Genomic DNA, 16,935 nt, shown 5'->3' with positions numbered 1-16,935 from the left:
GCGCTCAGGATCGTCGCAACTGCCCTCGATGAAGGATGATCGCCATGTTCGACCTCACAGCCCTGCGCGAAGCCGCCGATTTCGTTCACCAGCATGTGCCTGCGACGCCACAGCACGTCTGGCCGTTGCTCGCCGAGCGGGCCGGCTGCCAACTGTGGGTCAAGCATGAGAACCATGCGCCGACTGGCGCATTCAAGGTGCGCGGCGGGCTGGTCTATGTGCGCTCGCTGCTGGCCAGCGGTGATGTGCCCCCGGGGCTGGTCACCGCTACTCGCGGCAATCATGGCCAGAGCATGGCCCTGGCGGCGCGTCAGGCAGGCTTGCCGCTGGTGATCGTGGTGCCTGAAGGCAATTCGCGGGAGAAGAACGCCGCCATGCGTGCGTTGGGCGCCGAACTGATCGAGCACGGTGTCGATTTCGATGTGGCCCGTGAGTACGCCGCACAGCTGGCCGAGCAGCGCGGCTACCGGATGGTGCCCTCGTTCCACCCGGAGCTGGTGCGCGGCGTGGCGACCTATGCGCTGGAGCTGTTCGAGGCCGTGTCGGACCTCGACACCGTCTACGTGCCGATTGGCATGGGTTCTGGCATCTGCGGGCTGATCCAGGCGCGCAACCTGCTGGGGCTGCGGACCGAGATCGTTGGCGTGGTGTCCAGCGCTGCAGATGCCTACGCACAGAGCTTCGAGCTGGGGCGTATCGTCACCACGGCCACCGCCGACACCTTTGCCGACGGCATGGCCTGCCGCGTGCCGCACCCGGACGCTTTCGCCCTGGTGCGTGAGCATGCTGCGCGCATCGTCCGGGTGAGCGATGACGAGATCGCCCAGGCCATGCGCCTCTACCACGAAACCACCCACAACACCGCCGAAGGCGCGGGCGCCGCAGCACTGGCCGCGCTGTTGCAGGAGCGCGAACGCCAGCAGGGCAGGAGGGTTGCGGTGGTGTTGAGCGGGGCCAACGTGGATCGGGCGCGTTATGCACAGGTGCTGGCTGGGTAAGGGGGGCGCAACGGAGAATCCTGAATCACCATAGGCGGAAATAGTGCTATCTTAATTTGATAGCATTTTCCGCGACCGGTATTTGGGATATGAGTTGCATGCGCTACAAGGGCTATGTTGCCCGCATCGATTACGACGAACGCGACGACCTGTTCGTCGGCCGTGTGCTGGGGATGCGTGACATCATCAGCTTTCACGCAAGCTCCGTACCCGAGTTGCACAAGGCGTTCGCTCAAGCCCTGGAAGATTACCTGGCCGATTGTGCCGAGCAGGGTATTGCCCCGGAAAAACCGGCCTCCGGAAAAGTGATGTTGCGTATTCGTCCTGAAGTGCACGCTGCCGCAAGTGTCGCGGCGCGAGCTGCAGGCAAGAGTCTCAACCAGTGGGCCGACGAAGTGTTCGAGCAGGCGGCGCGGGCTTGAACCTGCGAAGGTCTTTCGGCACGGGCCGGTAACGGAAAACCGCAAAAAGTTTTCCAGCGTTGTCGATTCCTCCCATCCCCAGTCGACCATCAGTGAAGGCGCCGCAAACATCCGGCGCCACCCACTGATGACCTGCTGGAGGCTTCCCCATGAATACCCCCGCCGAAACCGAAATCCGTCAACTTATCGAAGGCTGGATCCAGGCTGTGCGCGAGCGCGACCTGCCGGCCATCGTCGCGCCCTATGCCGATGACATCGTTGCCTTCGACGCCATCCAGGCCCTGCAATTCAAGGGTAAGGCTGCCTACCAGGCACACTGGGAAATGTGCATGGGCTTTTGCACCGGTCCGATGGTCTTCGAGGTGGCCGAGCTGAATGTCCAGGCCGATGGCGACCTGGCCCTGGCGCATTGGCTCAACCGCTGCGGCCCGGCCGACGATGAAAGCCAGTGCGGCTTCATGCGCGTCACGGTGGGCTATCGTCGTAGTGCAGGGCGCTGGCAGGTGATCCATGAGCACTGGTCGGCACCGTTCGACATGGAAACCCAGAAGGCTCGCTTCGACCTCAAGCCCTGAACCGCCCGTCAGCTGGAGACGATCATGAAATACCTGTGCCTGGTCTATTGTGACGAGGGGCTGCTGCACAGCCTGCCCGACAGCCCCGAAGACGCCGAGTGCATGGCTTACGCCGAGTCGCTGCACGGCTCCGGGCGGATGCTTGCGGCCGAGGCGCTCAAGCCGGTGCAGACCGCCACTACGGTGCGCATGCGCGCTGGCAAGATGAGCCTGACCGACGGGCCCTTCGCCGAAACCAAGGAGCAACTGGCCGGCTTCTACCTGGTCGATGCCCGTGACCTCAACGAGGCACTGAACATCGCCAAAGGCATTCCGGCGGCGCGGGTCGGCAGTGTCGAAGTGAGGCCGGTGCGCGAACTGCAACCCTGATGACGGGAGGTCAGCCAAGATGACGCCGCGGACCGCAACACGATGACGGGTGATGAACTGCGCACCCATGTCGAGGTTATCTACCGGCGCGACTCGCGGCGCATCCTGGCGACCCTGATCCGCCTGTTGGGTGATTTCGACCTGGCCGAGGAGGCCCTGCATGATGCCTTCTTCATTGCCGTGGAACGTTGGCAGCGCGACGGCATGCCGGATAACCCCCGGGCCTGGCTGGTCTCGGCCGGGCGCTTCAAGGCCATCGATGCCTTGCGCAGACGCGCCCGTTTCGATCGTTCGCAGGCGGCGCTGATCATGCAGCTCCAAGACCCGTCGCAGGATCCGAGCGAGGAGGAACTGCTCGCTGACGACCGCTTGCGCTTGATCTTCACCTGTTGTCACCCGGCGTTGTCCGCCGATGCCCAGGTGCCTTTGACCCTGCGTGAGGTGTGCGATCTGACCACCGAGCAGATCGCCCGCGCGTTCCTGCAGTCGCCCTCGACCATCGCCCAGCGCATCGTGCGGGCCAAGGCCAAGATCCGCGATGCACGGATTCCCTACCAGGTGCCCGCCATGGGCGAACTGGCCGAGCGCCTGGAAAGTGTGTTGCGGGTGATTTACCTGGTGTTCAACGAAGGCTATTCGGCGTCGGCGGGGGAAGACCTGGTGCAGCGCGACCTGTGTGACGAGGCGATTCGCCTGGGGCGGCTGCTGGCGCAATTGCTGCCGGATCCAGAGGTGTTCGGCCTGCTGGCGTTGATGCTGTTGCAGGCCTCGCGCCAGCAGGCGCGCACCGATGGCGAAGGCGAGTTGGTGCTGCTCGACCAGCAGGACCGCAGCCTGTGGGACAAGGCACAGATCGAGGAAGGCTGCGCTCTGGTGCGTCATGCGCTGGGTAGCCGTGATATCGGGCCCTACAGCGTGCAGGCGGCGATTGCTGCGGTGCATGCCGAGGCCGCCAGCGCCCAGGACACCGACTGGGCAGAGATCGTCGGCCTGTATGACGTGTTGCTGCGGCACTGGCCGTCACCTGTGATCGAACTCAACCGCGCAGTGGCGCTGGCCAGTCGTGACGGACCGGCGACGGGCCTGGCGGTGGTGGAGGCGATTCTGGGGCGCGGCGAGTTGCTCGATTACCATCTGGCCCATGCGGCCCGGGCTCAGCTACATGGGCAGCTGGGGCATGTGCAGCAGGCCCGGGAGGCGTGGGGCAGGGCGCTGGCGCTGGCCCGCCAGGAACCTGAGCGGCGGCATATCGAGCGCTGCCTGAGGGCGTTGGAGCCCTGTCGCGGGTAGATCCGCGACAGGATACTGCTCGATCAGCCGGCGACAAAGTTCGGCGGCGATACCAGCTCTACTGTCTGCTGCTTGCGTGGCGCCAGGATCTCGGCCTCGCCCTCGACTACCAGTTCGTCGTTCTGGTTGTACACGTTGGTGGCGATGCGCACCTTGAACTTGGGCAGCTTCTCGAGGATTTCCAGGCGTACGGTCAGGGTGTCGCCAATCTTCACCGGCTTCTGGAAGCTCATCTTCTGCCCCAGGTAGATGGTGCCGGGCCCTGGCAAGGTGCAGGCGACCGCGGCGCTGATCAGGGCACCGCTGAACATGCCGTGGGCGATGCGCTCGCGGAACATGCTCTTGGCCGCGAACTCGGCGTCCAGGTGCACCGGGTTGTGGTCACCGGACATGGCGGCGAACAGCTGGATGTCGCGTTCTTCCACCGATTTTTCATAACTGGCTTTCTGGCCGACTTCGAGGGCTTCGTAGGGCGTGTTGGTGACCTGGGTCATCAGGGCTTCCTTGGAGGGACGAGGCGGTGCACATCATTCGCTGCGGGCAGGGCGGCCAAGGGCCAGTGCCTGTTCCAGCCAGGCAATGATGTCGTGGGTGACCTCGTCGCGATTGGTTTCGTTGAGCACTTCGTGGCGTGCCTGCGGGTAGACGCGCAATTGTACATGGCGATTGCCAGTCGCGCGCAGGGCGTTGGCCAGGTGGGTGAGACGCTTGCCGGCGCTGACCGGATCACATTCGCCGCCGATCACCAGCATCGGCAGGTTCGGATCGATCTGCGCCAGATGGCGCGGTTGGCTGATCTGTGCCAGGCCTTGCAGCAGGTCGAGCCACAGCTGGTTGCTGCAACGAAAGCCGCACAGCGGGTCGTCGATGTAGGCGTCGACCTCGGCCGGGTCGCGGCTGAGCCAGTCGAACGCCGTGCGGTTGGGTTTGAAGGCCTTGTTGAACGAGCCGAACGACAGCCAGTCGATCAGCGCGCTCTTGCCCTCCACCCCCTGGCGCCAGGCCTCCAGGCGGGCGATCAGGCGTGCTGCGCGATAGAGCGCAGGCGGCTGGAAGTTCGAGCCGCTGAGCACCGCCCCATGCAGGCTGCCACTGTGGTGCAGCAGGTACGCCTGGGCGATGTAGCTGCCCATGCTGTGGCCGAACAGGAACAGCGGCGTGCCGGGGAACTGCTGGCCGATGTGCTGGCTGAGCAGGCCCAGGTCGTTGACCACCGTGTTCCAGCCGTGCTGATGGGCGAACAGACCGAGGCTACCGAGCTCCGCGGTGCGGCCGTGGCCACGCAGATCAGGGGCGAACAGGGCAAAGCCGGCATCGTTCAGCGCATGGCCCAGGCGCCGGTAGCGCCCGGCGTGCTCGGCCATGCCATGGGCCAGCAGCACAACGGCCTTGACCGGCGTCTGCGGCAGCCACTGGTGGACGTACAGGCTGCAGTGCTCGCTGGCGGGTAGCCAGAAGGCGTCGTGGGGCATGGGAAATCCTTTGTGCACGGGATTGAGCTCAGTGTATGCACAATGACCAGGATTGCAGCAGGGGCACAAATAAGATTCACAATGTTAATGGCAGCCCTTGGCGTATTTGCCACCTCCGGCTTACCTGCTAACGTCGGCTGAACGCCTTTTTGCCGCTGGGCAATCAGGTCATGGACGGTTCAGGCTGAGGAACAACAATAAATGCAAGCCGACTTCTGGAATGACAAGCGCCCGGCGGGCGTGCCTTCCACCATAGACATCACTGCTTACAAATCCGTCGTCGAGGTGTTCGAGCGTTCCTGCAAACGCTTCGCCGACCGGCCGGCGTTCAGCAACCTCGGTGTCACCCTCAGTTACGCCGAACTGGAGCGCCATTCGGCGGCCTTTGCGGCCTGGCTGCAACAGCACACCGACCTCAAGCCCGGTGATCGCATCGCCGTGCAGATGCCCAATGTCCTGCAATACCCCATCGCCGTCTTCGGTGCGATGCGCGCCGGGTTGATCGTGGTCAACACCAACCCGCTGTACACCGAGCGCGAGATGCGCCACCAGTTCAATGACTCCGGCGCCCGTGCGCTGGTGTACCTGAACATGTTCGGCCAGCGGGTGCAGACGGTGCTGCCCGATACCGGCATCGAATACCTGATCGAGGCGAAGATGGGCGACCTGCTGCCCGCCGCCAAGGGCTGGCTGGTCAACACGGTGGTCGACAAGCTGAAGAAGATGGTGCCGGCCTACCGCCTGCCCCAGGCCGTGTCGTTCAAGCAGGTACTGCGTGAGGGCCGTGAGCTCACGCACAAGCCGGTGGTGCAGACGCTCGAGGATGTCGCCGTATTGCAATACACCGGCGGCACCACGGGGCTGGCCAAGGGCGCGATGCTCACCCACGGCAACCTGGTCGCCAACATGCTGCAGGTACTGGCCTGCTTCGCCCAGCACGGGCCCGACGGCCAGCCGCTGATCAAGGAAGGGCAGGAGGTGATGATCGCACCGCTGCCGCTGTATCACATCTATGCCTTCACTGCGAACTGCATGTGCATGATGGTCACGGGCAATCACAACGTACTGATCACCAACCCGCGCGACATTCCGGGCTTCATCAATGAGCTGGGCAAGTGGCGCTTCTCGGCGCTGCTGGGCCTGAACACACTGTTCGTCGCGTTGATGGACAACCCGGGCTTCAAGTCGCTGGATTTCTCGGCGCTGAAGGTCACCAACTCGGGCGGCACGGCGTTGGTCAAGGCCACCGCCGAGCGCTGGGAGAGCCTGACTGGCTGTCGCATCGTCGAGGGTTACGGCCTGACCGAAACCTCCCCGGTGGCCAGCACCAACCCCTACGGGCAACTGGCGCGGCTGGGTACGGTGGGCATCCCGGTGGTCGGGACTGCATTCAAGGTCATCGACGACGACGGCAACGAAATGCCGCTGGGCGAACGCGGCGAGCTGTGCATCAAGGGGCCGCAGGTCATGAAGGGCTATTGGCAGCAGCCGGAGGCGACAGCCCAGGCGCTGGATGCCGACGGCTGGTTCAAGACCGGCGACATCGCGGTGATCGACCCGGACGGCTTCACCCGCATCGTCGATCGCAAGAAGGACATGATCATCGTCTCGGGCTTCAACGTGTATCCCAACGAGATCGAGGACGTGGTCATGGGCCACCCGCAGGTGGCCAGTTGCGCGGTGATCGGCGTGCCCGACGAACGCTCCGGCGAAGCGGTAAAACTGTTCGTGGTTCCTCGGGCGGGCGGTGTCAGCGTCGAGGAGCTCAAGACCTTCTGCAAGGCCAACTTCACCGGCTACAAGGTGCCCAAGCACATCGTGCTGCGCGATTCACTGCCCATGACGCCGGTAGGCAAGATCCTGCGTCGGGAGTTGCGCGACATCGCCTGAAATCCAGCGCATGTGTGGGAGCAATTGTCTTGCTCAGAATTTAAAGTCCAGCCCAATCCCCTGTGGGAGCGGCGGTTCGGCGTCCCGACTTGTCCCGCGATCGGGCGCGAAGCGGCCGTAGAACCTGGCACCGAGATTTATCAGGATGATCTCGACTGCCTGGCTTGCGGCCGCTTCGCGCCCGATCGCGGGACAAGCCCGCTCCTACAGCGACCGAGTCGGCTGCCGCACGCACCGCAATGCGACATTTTGATTAAATACTCTAGAAATGACTCATAGGGTTCATTGAGTCACTTTGGTGACTCTTGAGGCTTGCTAAGCCCTCTAGGCGACCCCAGGCAAAGCTGTTACTCTCGGCGCGCTTTCAGATGATGCGGTTTGCAATGAATCCCTTCATCTCATATCAATAATAAACGCATCGACGCGTGAAGAATTCGCTGTTGCTAAAGGAGTGGGCTTCCATGATCGAACATTTTTGGAAGGATAAATACCCAGCCGGAATTACGGCGGAAATCAATCCTGACGAATTCCCCAACATCCAGGCCGTACTGAAGCAATCCTGCCAGCGCTTCGCCGACAAACCGGCGTTCAGCAACCTCGGCAAGACCCTCACCTACGGCGAGCTGTACACCCTGTCCGGCGCTTTCGCGGCCTGGCTGCAACAGCACACCGACCTCAAGCCCGGCGATCGCATCGCCGTGCAACTGCCCAATGTACTGCAATATCCCGTCGCCGTGTTCGGTGCCATGCGCGCCGGCCTGGTCGTGGTCAACACCAACCCGCTGTATACCGCGCGTGAGCTGGAGCATCAGTTCACCGATTCCGGTGCCAAGGCCGTGGTGTGCCTGGCCAACATGGCGCACTTGGTCGAGAAGGTCCTGCCCAAGACCCAGGTCAAGCACGTCATCGTTACCGAAGTGGCCGACCTGCTGCCGCCGCTCAAGCGCGTGCTGATCAACAGCGTCATCAAGTATGTGAAGAAGATGGTGCCGGCCTACAGCCTGCCCCAGGCCGTGCGCTTCAACGATGCACTGGCCAAGGGCCGTGGCCAGCCGGTCATCGAGGCCAGCCCGCAAGCCAATGACGTGGCCGTGCTGCAATACACCGGCGGCACTACGGGCGTGGCCAAGGGCGCGATGCTGACCCACCGCAACCTGGTCTCCAACATGCTGCAATGCCGCGCGCTGATGGGCTCGAACCTGCAGGAAGGCTCCGAGATCATCATCACGCCGCTGCCGCTGTACCACATCTACGCCTTCACCTTCCATTGCATGGCGATGATGCTGATCGGCAACCACAACGTGCTGATCAGCAACCCGCGCGACCTGCCGGCGATGGTCAAGGAGCTGGGCAAGTGGAAGTTCAGCGGCTTCGTCGGGCTCAACACCCTGTTCGTCGCCCTGTGCAACAACGAAACCTTCCGCAGCCTGGACTTCTCGGCGCTGAAGGTCACGCTTTCCGGCGGCATGGCCCTGCAACTGAGCGTGGCCGAACGCTGGAAGGCGGTCACCGGCTGCGCCATCTGCGAAGGCTATGGCATGACCGAGACCAGCCCGGTGGCGGCGGTCAACCCGTCCGAAGCCAACCAGATCGGCACCATCGGCATTCCGGTGCCGTCCACCCTGTGCAAGGTCATCGACGACAGCGGCCAGGAACTGCCGCTGGGAGAAGTCGGTGAGCTGTGCATCAAGGGCCCGCAGGTGATGAAGGGCTACTGGCAGCGCGAAGACGCCACCGCCGAGATCCTCGACAGCGAAGGCTGGCTGAAGACCGGTGACATCGCGGTGATTCAGCCGGACGGCTACATGCGCATCGTCGACCGCAAGAAGGACATGATCCTGGTCTCGGGCTTCAACGTGTACCCCAACGAGCTGGAAGACGTGCTGGTTTCCCTGCCGGGCGTGCTGCAATGTGCCGCGATCGGCGTGCCTGACGAGAAGTCGGGCGAGGTGATCAAGATGTTCATCGTCGCCAAGCCGGGTGTCACGCTGACCAAGGAGCAGGTGATGGAGCACATGCGTGCCAACGTCACCGGCTACAAGGTGCCGCGTTTCATCGAGTTCCGCGATGCCCTGCCGACCACCAACGTTGGCAAGATCCTGCGTCGTGAGCTGCGCGACGAAGAAATGAAGAAGCTTGGGCTGAAGAAGATCGCCTGATTGACACCGGCCCGCTCCTGCAAGAACGGGCCGGTTTTGGTTTCAGCGCAACTTTTCCAGCATCTGGTAGTACCACATCCCCACCGACAGCAGCGGATTGCCCAGCAAATCCCCCATCGGCACCTTGATGTGCTTGCACGCGGCAAAGGTGTCGAACTTCTCCAGCGTCCCGGTCAACGCCTCGGCCATGATCTCGCCCATGATGTGGCTGGTCGCGATGCCATGCCCGGAGTAACCCTGGCAGTACCAGACGTTGTCCGACAGCTTGCCCAGCTGTGGGATGCGGTTGACCACGATGCCCATGGCGCAGCTCCACTTGAACTCGATCGGCACGCCCTTGAGCGCCGGGAAGGTGCGCTCGATGCAGGGGCGCAGCTCGGCTTCGATGTCCCGCGAATCACGCCCCGAATAGTTGGCGCCGCCGCCGAACAGCAGGCGCTTGTCGGCGGTCAGGCGGTAGTAGTCGAGCACGAAGCGACAGTCGTACACCGCCAGGTCCTCGGGGTTGATCTGCTCGGCCAGCTCGCCCAGGGGCGCGGTGGTCACGATGCCGCCCATGGCCGGGAAAATCTTGCCCTTGAGCTGGCGCTGTTCGAGCTTGTGGTACACATCGCCCGCCAGCAATACCTGGCGCGCCTCGATCCGGCCGTTGGCAGTGACCACCGCCGGGCGCGGACCGTGGACGATATCCAGCACTTCTGAATTCTCGAAGATCAGCGCGCCGAGGCTGTGCGCAGCCCGCGCCTCGCCCAGGCACAGGTTGAGTGGATGCAGGTGCAGGTTGCGCGTGTTCTTCAGCGCCCCGAGATACAGCGGGCTCTGCAGGTGGCGCGAGATGCCCTGGCGGTCGAGCAGCTGTACCTGGTCGCCCATCCCACGGCGCTGGGCCTCGGCTTCGAAGGCGCGCAGTTCCTCCAGATGCGACGGCTTCATCGCGGCATGCAGGTGGCCGCGCTTGAGATCGCACTGGATGCCGTAGCGCGCCACGCGCTGCTCGATGATCTGGTGCCCGCGCCAGCGCAGGTGCCAGATGAAATCGTCCACCTCGCTGCCGAGCCGGTCACGCATCTGCGTGCGCATGGCCTCGTCGCCGGACAGGCTGCCGGTCACTTGCCCACCATTGCGCCCGCTGGCGCCCCAGCCGATGCGGTTGGTCTCGACGATGGCGACCTTCAGGCCGCGCTCGGCCAGTTCCACTGCAGTGGCGACGCCGGTGAAGCCGCCACCGATGATCGCCACGTCGACCTGTTCGCTGCCCTCGAGCGTCGGGTATTCGGTCCGATCGTTGAGGGTGGCGCTGTAGTAGGACGGTGCGCGCTGGGCCGGGCCGTTGTTCAGTGCAGCGTTCATGGGGTGTTCCTTGTTCTGAATAGGGTAGGGCTCAGGCCTGGTGCAGGTACCAGCGCCAGTCCTGTTCGCTGACTTCGGCCATGAACTGGCGGTATTCGGCGCGTTTGACTTTCAGGTATACCCCGAGGAAGGCATCGCCCAGCGCTTCGCGCGCCCAGGCCGAGTGCTCCAGTGCATCGAGGGCGGTGAGCCAGTCGGTGGGCAGGTGCTCGGTGGCCTGGGCATAGCCGTTGCCCTCGACCGGGGCGCCGGGGTCCAGTTGTTCGCGAATGCCCTGGTGCGTGGCGGCGAGAATGGCCGCGGCGGCCAGGTAAGGGTTGGCATCGGCGCCGCAGATGCGGTGCTCGATGTGCCGGCTGGGGGCAGGGCCGCCGGGCACGCGCAGGCTCACGGTGCGGTTGTCGACACCCCAGGTCGGCGCCAGCGGCGCATAGCTGTTGGCCTGGAAGCGGCGGAACGAGTTGGCGTTGGGGCAGAACAGCAGCAGCGAATCGCGCAGGTGGCGCAGCATGCCGGCCACAGCCTGGCGCAGCAGCGGCGTGCCGGCCGGGTCCTCGCTGGCGAACAGGTTGCGGCCTTCGCTGTCAGCCAGGCTCAGGTGCATGTGCATGCCGGTGCCGGCAATCTGCGCGAAGGGCTTGGCCATGAAGCAGGCCTGCATGCCGTGGGCGTGGGCCACGCCCTTGACCAGGCGCTTGTAGCGCACGGCCTGGTCCATCGCTGCCAGCGCATCGCCGTGCTCCAGGGTGATTTCCACCTGGCCGGGTGCGTATTCGGAAATCGCCGTGCGCGCCGGAATGCCCTGGGCCTTGCAGGCGGCATACAGGTCGGCGAGGAAGGGTTCGATCTGTTCCAGTTCACGCAGGCCGTAGACCTGTGTGCTGCGTGGCCGGCCGCCGTCGCTGTCGAGCGCCGGTTGCGGGCGGCCCTGGGCATCGCGCTGTTGGTCGAGCAGGTAGAACTCCAGCTCGCAGGCCATCACCGGGTGATAACCGTCGGCCTTCAGGGCCTCGATGGTGCGCAGCAGGACATGGCGTGGGTCGGCAATGCTGGCGGGCAGGCCTTCGCTGGGGTGCATGCTGACCTGCACCGCGGCGGTCGGCACCCGGCGCCAGGGCAGGCGCACCAGGCTGCCATCCAGGGGATAGGCGCGACAGTCGATGTCGCCGACATCCCAGACCAGGCCCGAGTTTTCCACATCGTCGCCATTGAGGGTCAGGCCAAGGATGGTGCTGGGCAGCGGCCGGCCGCTTTCATACACCGCCATCAGCTCGTCACGGTGCAGCAGCTTGCCGCGCGGCACGCCGTTGGCGTCGAGGATGAACAGTTCGATCAGGTCGATATCGGGGTTTTCGGCCAGAAAGCCGCGGGCTTGCTCGGGGTTGGCAAAGTGCATGGAGGCTCGCTCGCGCCCCTGTCGTTCAGGGGCGCACAAGACCACCGCGGGTTGACGCGGTGTGTCGGACGGATTCAGGCAGCCGCAGGGCTGCGGTAGGCGTCAATGGACAGCGAGCGAGGTATCCGGCGGGCGAGCATGGCGGCAGTGCCACAGGGCCCAGAAGGCGAGGATGACGTGGACCAACGGATTTTCACCGGCGCGGGCGCTGACCTTCGGCAGCGAAGGGCGTGACAGCGGGGGCGCGGTGATCGGGTCGGGAATCATGCCCTGGATACTCACATGGTGGGTAAGGTTGATTAAAGCAGTGAATGGCGACGTTCACTCCGCAGCTGGCTAAACATTTGCGCCGCTTGGTGATGGGGTTTCGGAGTAGTCCTACGAGATGTTCAGACCGTAATGGATAGGGGGCCACAGTCCAGCAGCCTGATGCTGATCATTTAATCCGGGGTAGTGATGGCTGACGTCTTTGCAATTGGCTTCATCTGCATTCTCGCGGTAGGCGTCGACTGGCTATTCCGGTCTAGCAGGCTCCGAGTGTTCATGTATCTGGTTTTCATGGCAGCAGCGATTACGAGTTGCACGAAACTGGGTGAGCACGAAAACCTATTGCTCGACGGTTTGGTCTGGACCGTCTTTTTCACGATGGCTGGCACACGACTGCTGTTCAAGCGTTCGCGGTATTTCGAACGGGATCGGGGCTGATCGGAAATTGCCGGCGCGCGCGGTCGCGTAGGAGTAACCGTCTTGTTCAAAATCTGACAGCCAGCTCAGTCCCTGTGGGAGCGGGCTCGCCCGCGAAGAGGCCGGTACAGGCAGCAGAGAACCGCCAAATCTGCGACAATCGCCCATCCCCACGAATGCCGATCATGCAAAAGCAGGCTCACCTGCATCATCAGAAAGCCCCATGACTGACCACGCCATCGACAAACTGCTGCAAAACCTCGACCACGCCATGATCGCCGACCGCCATCGCCTGCGGCGGCAACTGCACGAGCTGCGCAAGCGCCCCGACGAGGGCAAGCTGGCGCAGTGGGTGGAGAAGGTCCAGGCGTCCTGTGCCCAGGTCACCGCGCGCCAGCAGAGCGTGCCGAGCATCCGCTACGACGACAACCTGCCCATCGCCGCCAAGCGCGACGAGATCAAGAAGGCCCTGGCAGAGCACCAGGTGCTGGTGATCGCCGGCGAAACCGGCTCGGGCAAAACCACCCAGTTGCCGAAGATCTGCCTGGAGCTGGGCCGCGGAAGTCATGGCCTGATCGCCCATACCCAGCCACGCCGGATCGCCGCGCGCAGTGTGGCGGCGCGGGTTGCCGAGGAGCTCGGCACACCGCTTGGGGCGCTCGTCGGTTACCAGGTGCGTTTCGAGGACCAGAGCGACTCGAACACCCTGGTCAAGCTGATGACCGACGGTATCCTGCTGGCCGAAACCCAGCACGACCGCTTCCTCGAGCGCTACGACACGATCATCGTCGACGAAGCCCACGAGCGCAGCCTGAACATCGACTTCCTGCTCGGCTACCTCAAGACCCTGCTGCACCGGCGCCCTGACCTCAAGCTGATCATCACCTCGGCGACCATCGACCTGGAGCGCTTCTCCAAGCACTTCGATGGCGCGCCGATCATCGAGGTGTCCGGCCGCACCTACCCGGTTGACACCTGGTACCGCCCGCTGACCAGCGAGCAGGACGAGGAGGGTAACCAGGTCGAGGATGACCTCACCGTCGATCAGGCGATCCTCGCCACGCTGGATGAAATCGCCCAGCACGAGCGCAGCCAGGGCAAGGGCCCGGGCGATGTGCTGGTGTTCCTGCCCGGCGAGCGCGAGATTCGCGATGCCGCCGAAATCCTGCGCAAGGCACAACTGCGCCACACCGAAATCCTGCCGCTGTACGCGCGCCTGACCCCGGCCGAGCAGCAGAAGATCTTCCAGTCCCACAGTGGCCGGCGCGTGGTACTGGCGACCAACGTCGCCGAAACCTCGCTGACCGTGCCGGGCATCCGCTACGTGATCGACAGCGGCACCGCGCGCATCAGCCGCTACAGCTACCGCGCCAAGGTCCAGCGCCTGCCCATCGAGGCGGTGTCGCAGGCCAGCGCCAACCAGCGTAAAGGCCGTTGCGGGCGGGTCGAGCCGGGGATCTGCATCCGTCTCTACAGCGAGGATGATTTCAACGGCCGCCCGGCCTTCACCGACCCTGAGATCCTGCGCACCAACCTGGCGGCGGTGATCCTGCAGATGCTGCACCTGCGCCTGGGCGAGATCGACGCGTTTCCGTTCATCGAGCCGCCGGATGGCAAGGCCATCAGCGACGGCTTCAACCTGTTGCAGGAGCTCTCGGCGGTCAACCGCGAGAACCAGCTCACGCCGCTGGGCCGCCAGTTGGCGCGCCTGCCGATCGACCCGCGGCTGGGCCGCATGCTGCTCGAAGGTGCCCGCCAGGGCAGCCTGCAGGAAGTGCTGATCGTCGCCAGTGCGCTGTCGGTACAAGACCCGCGCGAGCGACCGCCAGAGCGCCAGCAGGCCGCTGACCAGGCGCACGCGCAGTGGAAAGATGTCGATTCGGACTTCGCCGCGCTGGTCAACCTGTGGCGCGGCTTCGAGGAACAGCGCCAGGCGTTGACCGCCAACCCGCTGCGCAACTGGTGCCGCAAGCAGTTCCTCAACTACCTGCGCCTGCGCGAGTGGCGTGATGCGCACCGCCAGCTGTCGCTGATCTGCCGCGACCTGCAGTTGGCGGTGAACAAGGAAGCCTCCGACTACCAGCGGATGCACAAGGCGATCCTCAGTGGTCTGCTCAGCCAGATCGGCCACAAGACCGAGGAGGGTGATTACCAGGGCGCGCGTCAGCGGCGCTTCTGGGTGCACCCCTCGTCCGGCATCGGCCGCAAGCGCCCGCAGTGGGTGATGGCCGCCGAGCTGGTGGAAACCACCAAGCTGTATGCGCGCATGGTCGCCAAGATCGAGCCGGACTGGATCGAGCCGCTGGCCGGGCATCTGATCAAGAAGAACCATTTCGAGCCGCACTGGGAGAAGAAGCGCGGGCAGGTGGTCGCCTATGAGCAGATCACGCTTTATGGCTTGATCCTGGTCGGTCGTCGCCCGGTGCACTTCGGTCCGATCGATCCGGTGACCTCGCGCGAGCTGTTCATCCGCGAGGGGCTGGTCGGTGGCGAGATCCAGTCCAGGGCCAAGTGCCTGTCGGCCAACAAGCGCCTGCTCGAGCAGCTCGACGAGCTGGAAGCCAAGGCCCGCCGTCGTGACATCCTGGCCGACGAAGAGACACTGTACGCGTTCTACGAGGCGCGCCTGCCCGAAGAGATCCACCAGACCGCGACCTTCGACAGCTGGTACCGGATGAACAGCCAGAAGGACGCCAACCTGCTGATCATGCGCGAAGAGGACGTGCTCGCCCGTGAGGCCAGCGAAGTCACCGCCGCGCAGTACCCGGACCACCTGCAGGTGGGCGACCTGCGCCTGCCGCTGAGCTATCACTTCGAACCCAATCACCCGCGTGACGGTGTCACCGTGCGGGTGCCTGCGCCCCTGCTGCCGAACCTGCCGGGCGAACGCCTGGAGTGGTTGGTGCCGGGGTTGCTGGAGGCCAAGTGCGTGGCCCTGGTGCGCAACCTGCCCAAGGCCTTGCGCAAGAACTTCGTGCCGGTGCCGGACTTCGTCAAGGCGGCATTGTCGCGCATGAGCTTCGGCCAAGGTGCCTTGCCGCAGGCCCTGGGCCAGGAACTGCTGCGCATGACCGGGGCGCGGGTGTCCGACGAGGCGTGGGCCGAATCGGCCGGCCAGGTCGAAGGGCACCTGCGCATGAACATCGAGGTGGTCGACGGCCAGGGCAAGTTCCTCGGCGAAGGCCGCGACCTGGCTGAGCTGACCGCGCGCTTCGCCGCCGCCAGCCAGGCCGCCCTGGCGTTGCCACGCAGCGAGAAGACCGAACAGCCGGTGCAGGCCAAGGCCTTCGCCCAGGTGGCGCAGACTGCCCAGCAGAAAATTGCCGGCCTGTCGCTGACGGTCTACCCGGCACTGGTGGAAGACAACGGCGCGGTGCGCGAGGGGCGTTTCTCGACCCAGGCCGAAGCCGAATTCCAGCACCGCCGCGCGCTGCAGCGCTTGTTGCTGCAACAGCTGGCCGAGCCTGCCAAGTTCCTGCGCGGCAAGTTGCCGGGGCTGACCGAGCTGGGGCTGTTGTACCGCGAGTTGGGCCGTGTCGAGTCGCTGGTCGAGGACATCCTGCTGGCCAGCCTCGACAGCTGTGTGCTCGAAGGGGAGATGCCGCTGCCGCGTGATGGTGCTGCGCTGGCCTCGCTCGCCGAACGCAAGCGTGGCGACTGGGCCGAGCATGCCGAGCGGCTGGCACGCCAGACCCTGGAAGTGCTCAAGCTGTGGCATGGCCTGCAGAAGCGCTTCAAGGGCAAGATCGACCTGAGCCAGGCCGTGGCGCTGAACGATATCAAGCAGCAACTGGGCAACCTGGTCTACCCAGGCTTCGTGCGCGAGACGCCGGCGCAGTGGTTCAAGGAACTGCCGCGCTATCTGAAGGCCATCGAGCTACGTTTGGAGAAGCTGGGCTCGCAGGTGCAGAAGGACCGGGTCTGGAGCGGTGAGCTGGGCAACCTGTGGACACAGTACAAGACCCGCGCCGACAAGCATGCCCAGGAGGGCAAGCGTGACGCCGAGCTGACCCTGTATCGCTGGTTGCTGGAGGAGTACCGGGTGTCGCTGTTCGCGCAGCAGTTGGGGACGAAAGTGGCGGTTTCCGATAAGCGATTAAGCAAGCAGTGGAGTTTGGTGGAAGCCTAAATTCCCTGAATTGTGGCAATATTGGTGCAATTTGGGCTGCGTTGCGGCCCATCGCATGACAACCGCGCTCTCACTTTGTGGGAGCGGGCTTGCCCCGCGATCGAGGGCGCAGCCCTCGCTGACGATCTCAATTTGGCACTAAAGTGCCATTAATCACAGCCCATCCCGGCCAACGCCCGACAGGCGCAGGCCACAGACCAG

13 protein-coding genes are annotated in these 16,935 nt (G+C 64.4%); 8 read left to right on the top strand and 5 right to left on the bottom strand.

What is annotated here, in order from left to right:
- Positions 1-44 precede the first annotated feature (44 nt).
- From ACPZMI_RS07035 to ACPZMI_RS07015, 5 genes are all read left to right on the top strand, one after another.
- Positions 45-998: a threonine dehydratase gene (locus ACPZMI_RS07035; RefSeq protein WP_426351949.1), complete on the top strand. Its 954-nt coding sequence runs from the start codon at positions 45-47 to the stop codon at positions 996-998.
- A gap of 89 nt (positions 999-1,087) precedes the next feature.
- Complete coding sequence (locus ACPZMI_RS07030; protein WP_426351948.1) at positions 1,088-1,420, top strand: type II toxin-antitoxin system HicB family antitoxin; 333 nt, start codon at positions 1,088-1,090, stop codon at positions 1,418-1,420.
- Between the two features lie 149 nt (positions 1,421-1,569).
- A complete protein-coding gene (locus tag ACPZMI_RS07025) occupies positions 1,570-1,995 on the top strand; it encodes a YybH family protein (RefSeq protein WP_186721242.1) in 426 nt (141 codons plus the stop codon).
- A 24-nt stretch (positions 1,996-2,019) separates the two neighbouring features.
- A complete protein-coding gene (locus ACPZMI_RS07020) occupies positions 2,020-2,364 on the top strand; it encodes a YciI family protein (protein ID WP_063543704.1) in 345 nt (114 codons plus the stop codon).
- A 42-nt stretch (positions 2,365-2,406) separates the two neighbouring features.
- On the top strand, positions 2,407-3,654 hold the full coding sequence (locus ACPZMI_RS07015; RefSeq protein WP_426351947.1) for an RNA polymerase sigma factor: 1,248 nt from the start codon (positions 2,407-2,409) through the stop codon (positions 3,652-3,654).
- 23 nt (positions 3,655-3,677) lie between these two features.
- Here the strand turns inward: ACPZMI_RS07015 and ACPZMI_RS07010 are convergent, their stop codons facing one another.
- The gene (locus tag ACPZMI_RS07010) at positions 3,678-4,148 is read right to left on the bottom strand and encodes a MaoC family dehydratase (protein WP_054893311.1); all 471 of its coding nucleotides are present in this window, start codon (positions 4,146-4,148) and stop codon (positions 3,678-3,680) included.
- Positions 4,149-4,181: 33 nt separating this feature from the next.
- Positions 4,182-5,126 (bottom strand): alpha/beta hydrolase, encoded by a 945-nt coding sequence (locus ACPZMI_RS07005; protein WP_426351946.1) that lies wholly within the window; start codon positions 5,124-5,126, stop codon positions 4,182-4,184.
- Between the two features lie 201 nt (positions 5,127-5,327).
- On the opposite strand from ACPZMI_RS07005, the gene fadD2 reads away from it, so the two are divergent.
- Together fadD2 and fadD1 are read left to right on the top strand one after the other, a co-directional pair.
- On the top strand, positions 5,328-7,016 hold the full coding sequence (fadD2, locus tag ACPZMI_RS07000; protein ID WP_426351945.1) for a long-chain-fatty-acid--CoA ligase FadD2: 1,689 nt from the start codon (positions 5,328-5,330) through the stop codon (positions 7,014-7,016).
- Positions 7,017-7,477: 461 nt separating this feature from the next.
- A complete protein-coding gene (gene fadD1, locus ACPZMI_RS06995; protein ID WP_186666884.1) occupies positions 7,478-9,175 on the top strand; it encodes a long-chain-fatty-acid--CoA ligase FadD1 in 1,698 nt (565 codons plus the stop codon).
- Positions 9,176-9,217: 42 nt separating this feature from the next.
- Here fadD1 and ACPZMI_RS06990 read toward each other — a convergent pair whose 3' ends face one another.
- From ACPZMI_RS06990 to ACPZMI_RS06980, 3 genes are all read right to left on the bottom strand, one after another.
- The gene (locus ACPZMI_RS06990; RefSeq protein ID WP_426351944.1) at positions 9,218-10,525 is read right to left on the bottom strand and encodes an NAD(P)/FAD-dependent oxidoreductase; all 1,308 of its coding nucleotides are present in this window, start codon (positions 10,523-10,525) and stop codon (positions 9,218-9,220) included.
- A 31-nt stretch (positions 10,526-10,556) separates the two neighbouring features.
- Positions 10,557-11,921: a glutamine synthetase family protein gene (locus tag ACPZMI_RS06985; protein WP_186666882.1), complete on the bottom strand. Its 1,365-nt coding sequence runs from the start codon at positions 11,919-11,921 to the stop codon at positions 10,557-10,559.
- 102 nt (positions 11,922-12,023) lie between these two features.
- Positions 12,024-12,188 carry a hypothetical protein gene (locus ACPZMI_RS06980; protein WP_426351943.1) on the bottom strand — a complete coding sequence of 55 codons (165 nt, stop codon included), beginning with the start codon at positions 12,186-12,188 and terminating at the stop codon, positions 12,024-12,026.
- Between the two features lie 640 nt (positions 12,189-12,828).
- Here ACPZMI_RS06980 and hrpA point away from each other — a divergent pair.
- The gene (gene hrpA / locus ACPZMI_RS06975; RefSeq protein WP_186721237.1) at positions 12,829-16,734 is read left to right on the top strand and encodes an ATP-dependent RNA helicase HrpA; all 3,906 of its coding nucleotides are present in this window, start codon (positions 12,829-12,831) and stop codon (positions 16,732-16,734) included.
- Positions 16,735-16,935: the final 201 nt, after the last annotated feature.

This window comes from Pseudomonas wayambapalatensis (genome assembly GCF_049942315.1).
Taxonomy (GTDB): Bacteria; Pseudomonadota; Gammaproteobacteria; order Pseudomonadales; family Pseudomonadaceae; genus Aquipseudomonas; species Aquipseudomonas wayambapalatensis.
This window is presented reverse-complemented; position numbering and strand designations above follow the sequence as displayed.

Excerpts from the sequence above, each read along its gene's own strand:
- ACPZMI_RS07035 (WP_426351949.1), top strand. The coding sequence starts at position 45 with ATGTTCGACCTCACAGCCCTGCGCGAAGCCGCCGATTTCGTTCACCAG.
- ACPZMI_RS07030 (WP_426351948.1), top strand. The coding sequence starts at position 1,088 with ATGAGTTGCATGCGCTACAAGGGCTATGTTGCCCGCATCGATTACGAC.
- ACPZMI_RS07025 (WP_186721242.1), top strand. The coding sequence starts at position 1,570 with ATGAATACCCCCGCCGAAACCGAAATCCGTCAACTTATCGAAGGCTGG.
- ACPZMI_RS07020 (WP_063543704.1), top strand. The coding sequence starts at position 2,020 with ATGAAATACCTGTGCCTGGTCTATTGTGACGAGGGGCTGCTGCACAGC.
- ACPZMI_RS07015 (WP_426351947.1), top strand. The coding sequence starts at position 2,407 with ATGACGGGTGATGAACTGCGCACCCATGTCGAGGTTATCTACCGGCGC.
- ACPZMI_RS07010 (WP_054893311.1), bottom strand. The coding sequence starts at position 4,148 with ATGACCCAGGTCACCAACACGCCCTACGAAGCCCTCGAAGTCGGCCAG.
- ACPZMI_RS07005 (WP_426351946.1), bottom strand. The coding sequence starts at position 5,126 with ATGCCCCACGACGCCTTCTGGCTACCCGCCAGCGAGCACTGCAGCCTG.
- fadD2 (WP_426351945.1), top strand. The coding sequence starts at position 5,328 with ATGCAAGCCGACTTCTGGAATGACAAGCGCCCGGCGGGCGTGCCTTCC.
- fadD1 (WP_186666884.1), top strand. The coding sequence starts at position 7,478 with ATGATCGAACATTTTTGGAAGGATAAATACCCAGCCGGAATTACGGCG.
- ACPZMI_RS06990 (WP_426351944.1), bottom strand. The coding sequence starts at position 10,525 with ATGAACGCTGCACTGAACAACGGCCCGGCCCAGCGCGCACCGTCCTAC.
- ACPZMI_RS06985 (WP_186666882.1), bottom strand. The coding sequence starts at position 11,921 with ATGCACTTTGCCAACCCCGAGCAAGCCCGCGGCTTTCTGGCCGAAAAC.
- ACPZMI_RS06980 (WP_426351943.1), bottom strand. The coding sequence starts at position 12,188 with ATGATTCCCGACCCGATCACCGCGCCCCCGCTGTCACGCCCTTCGCTG.
- hrpA (WP_186721237.1), top strand. The coding sequence starts at position 12,829 with ATGACTGACCACGCCATCGACAAACTGCTGCAAAACCTCGACCACGCC.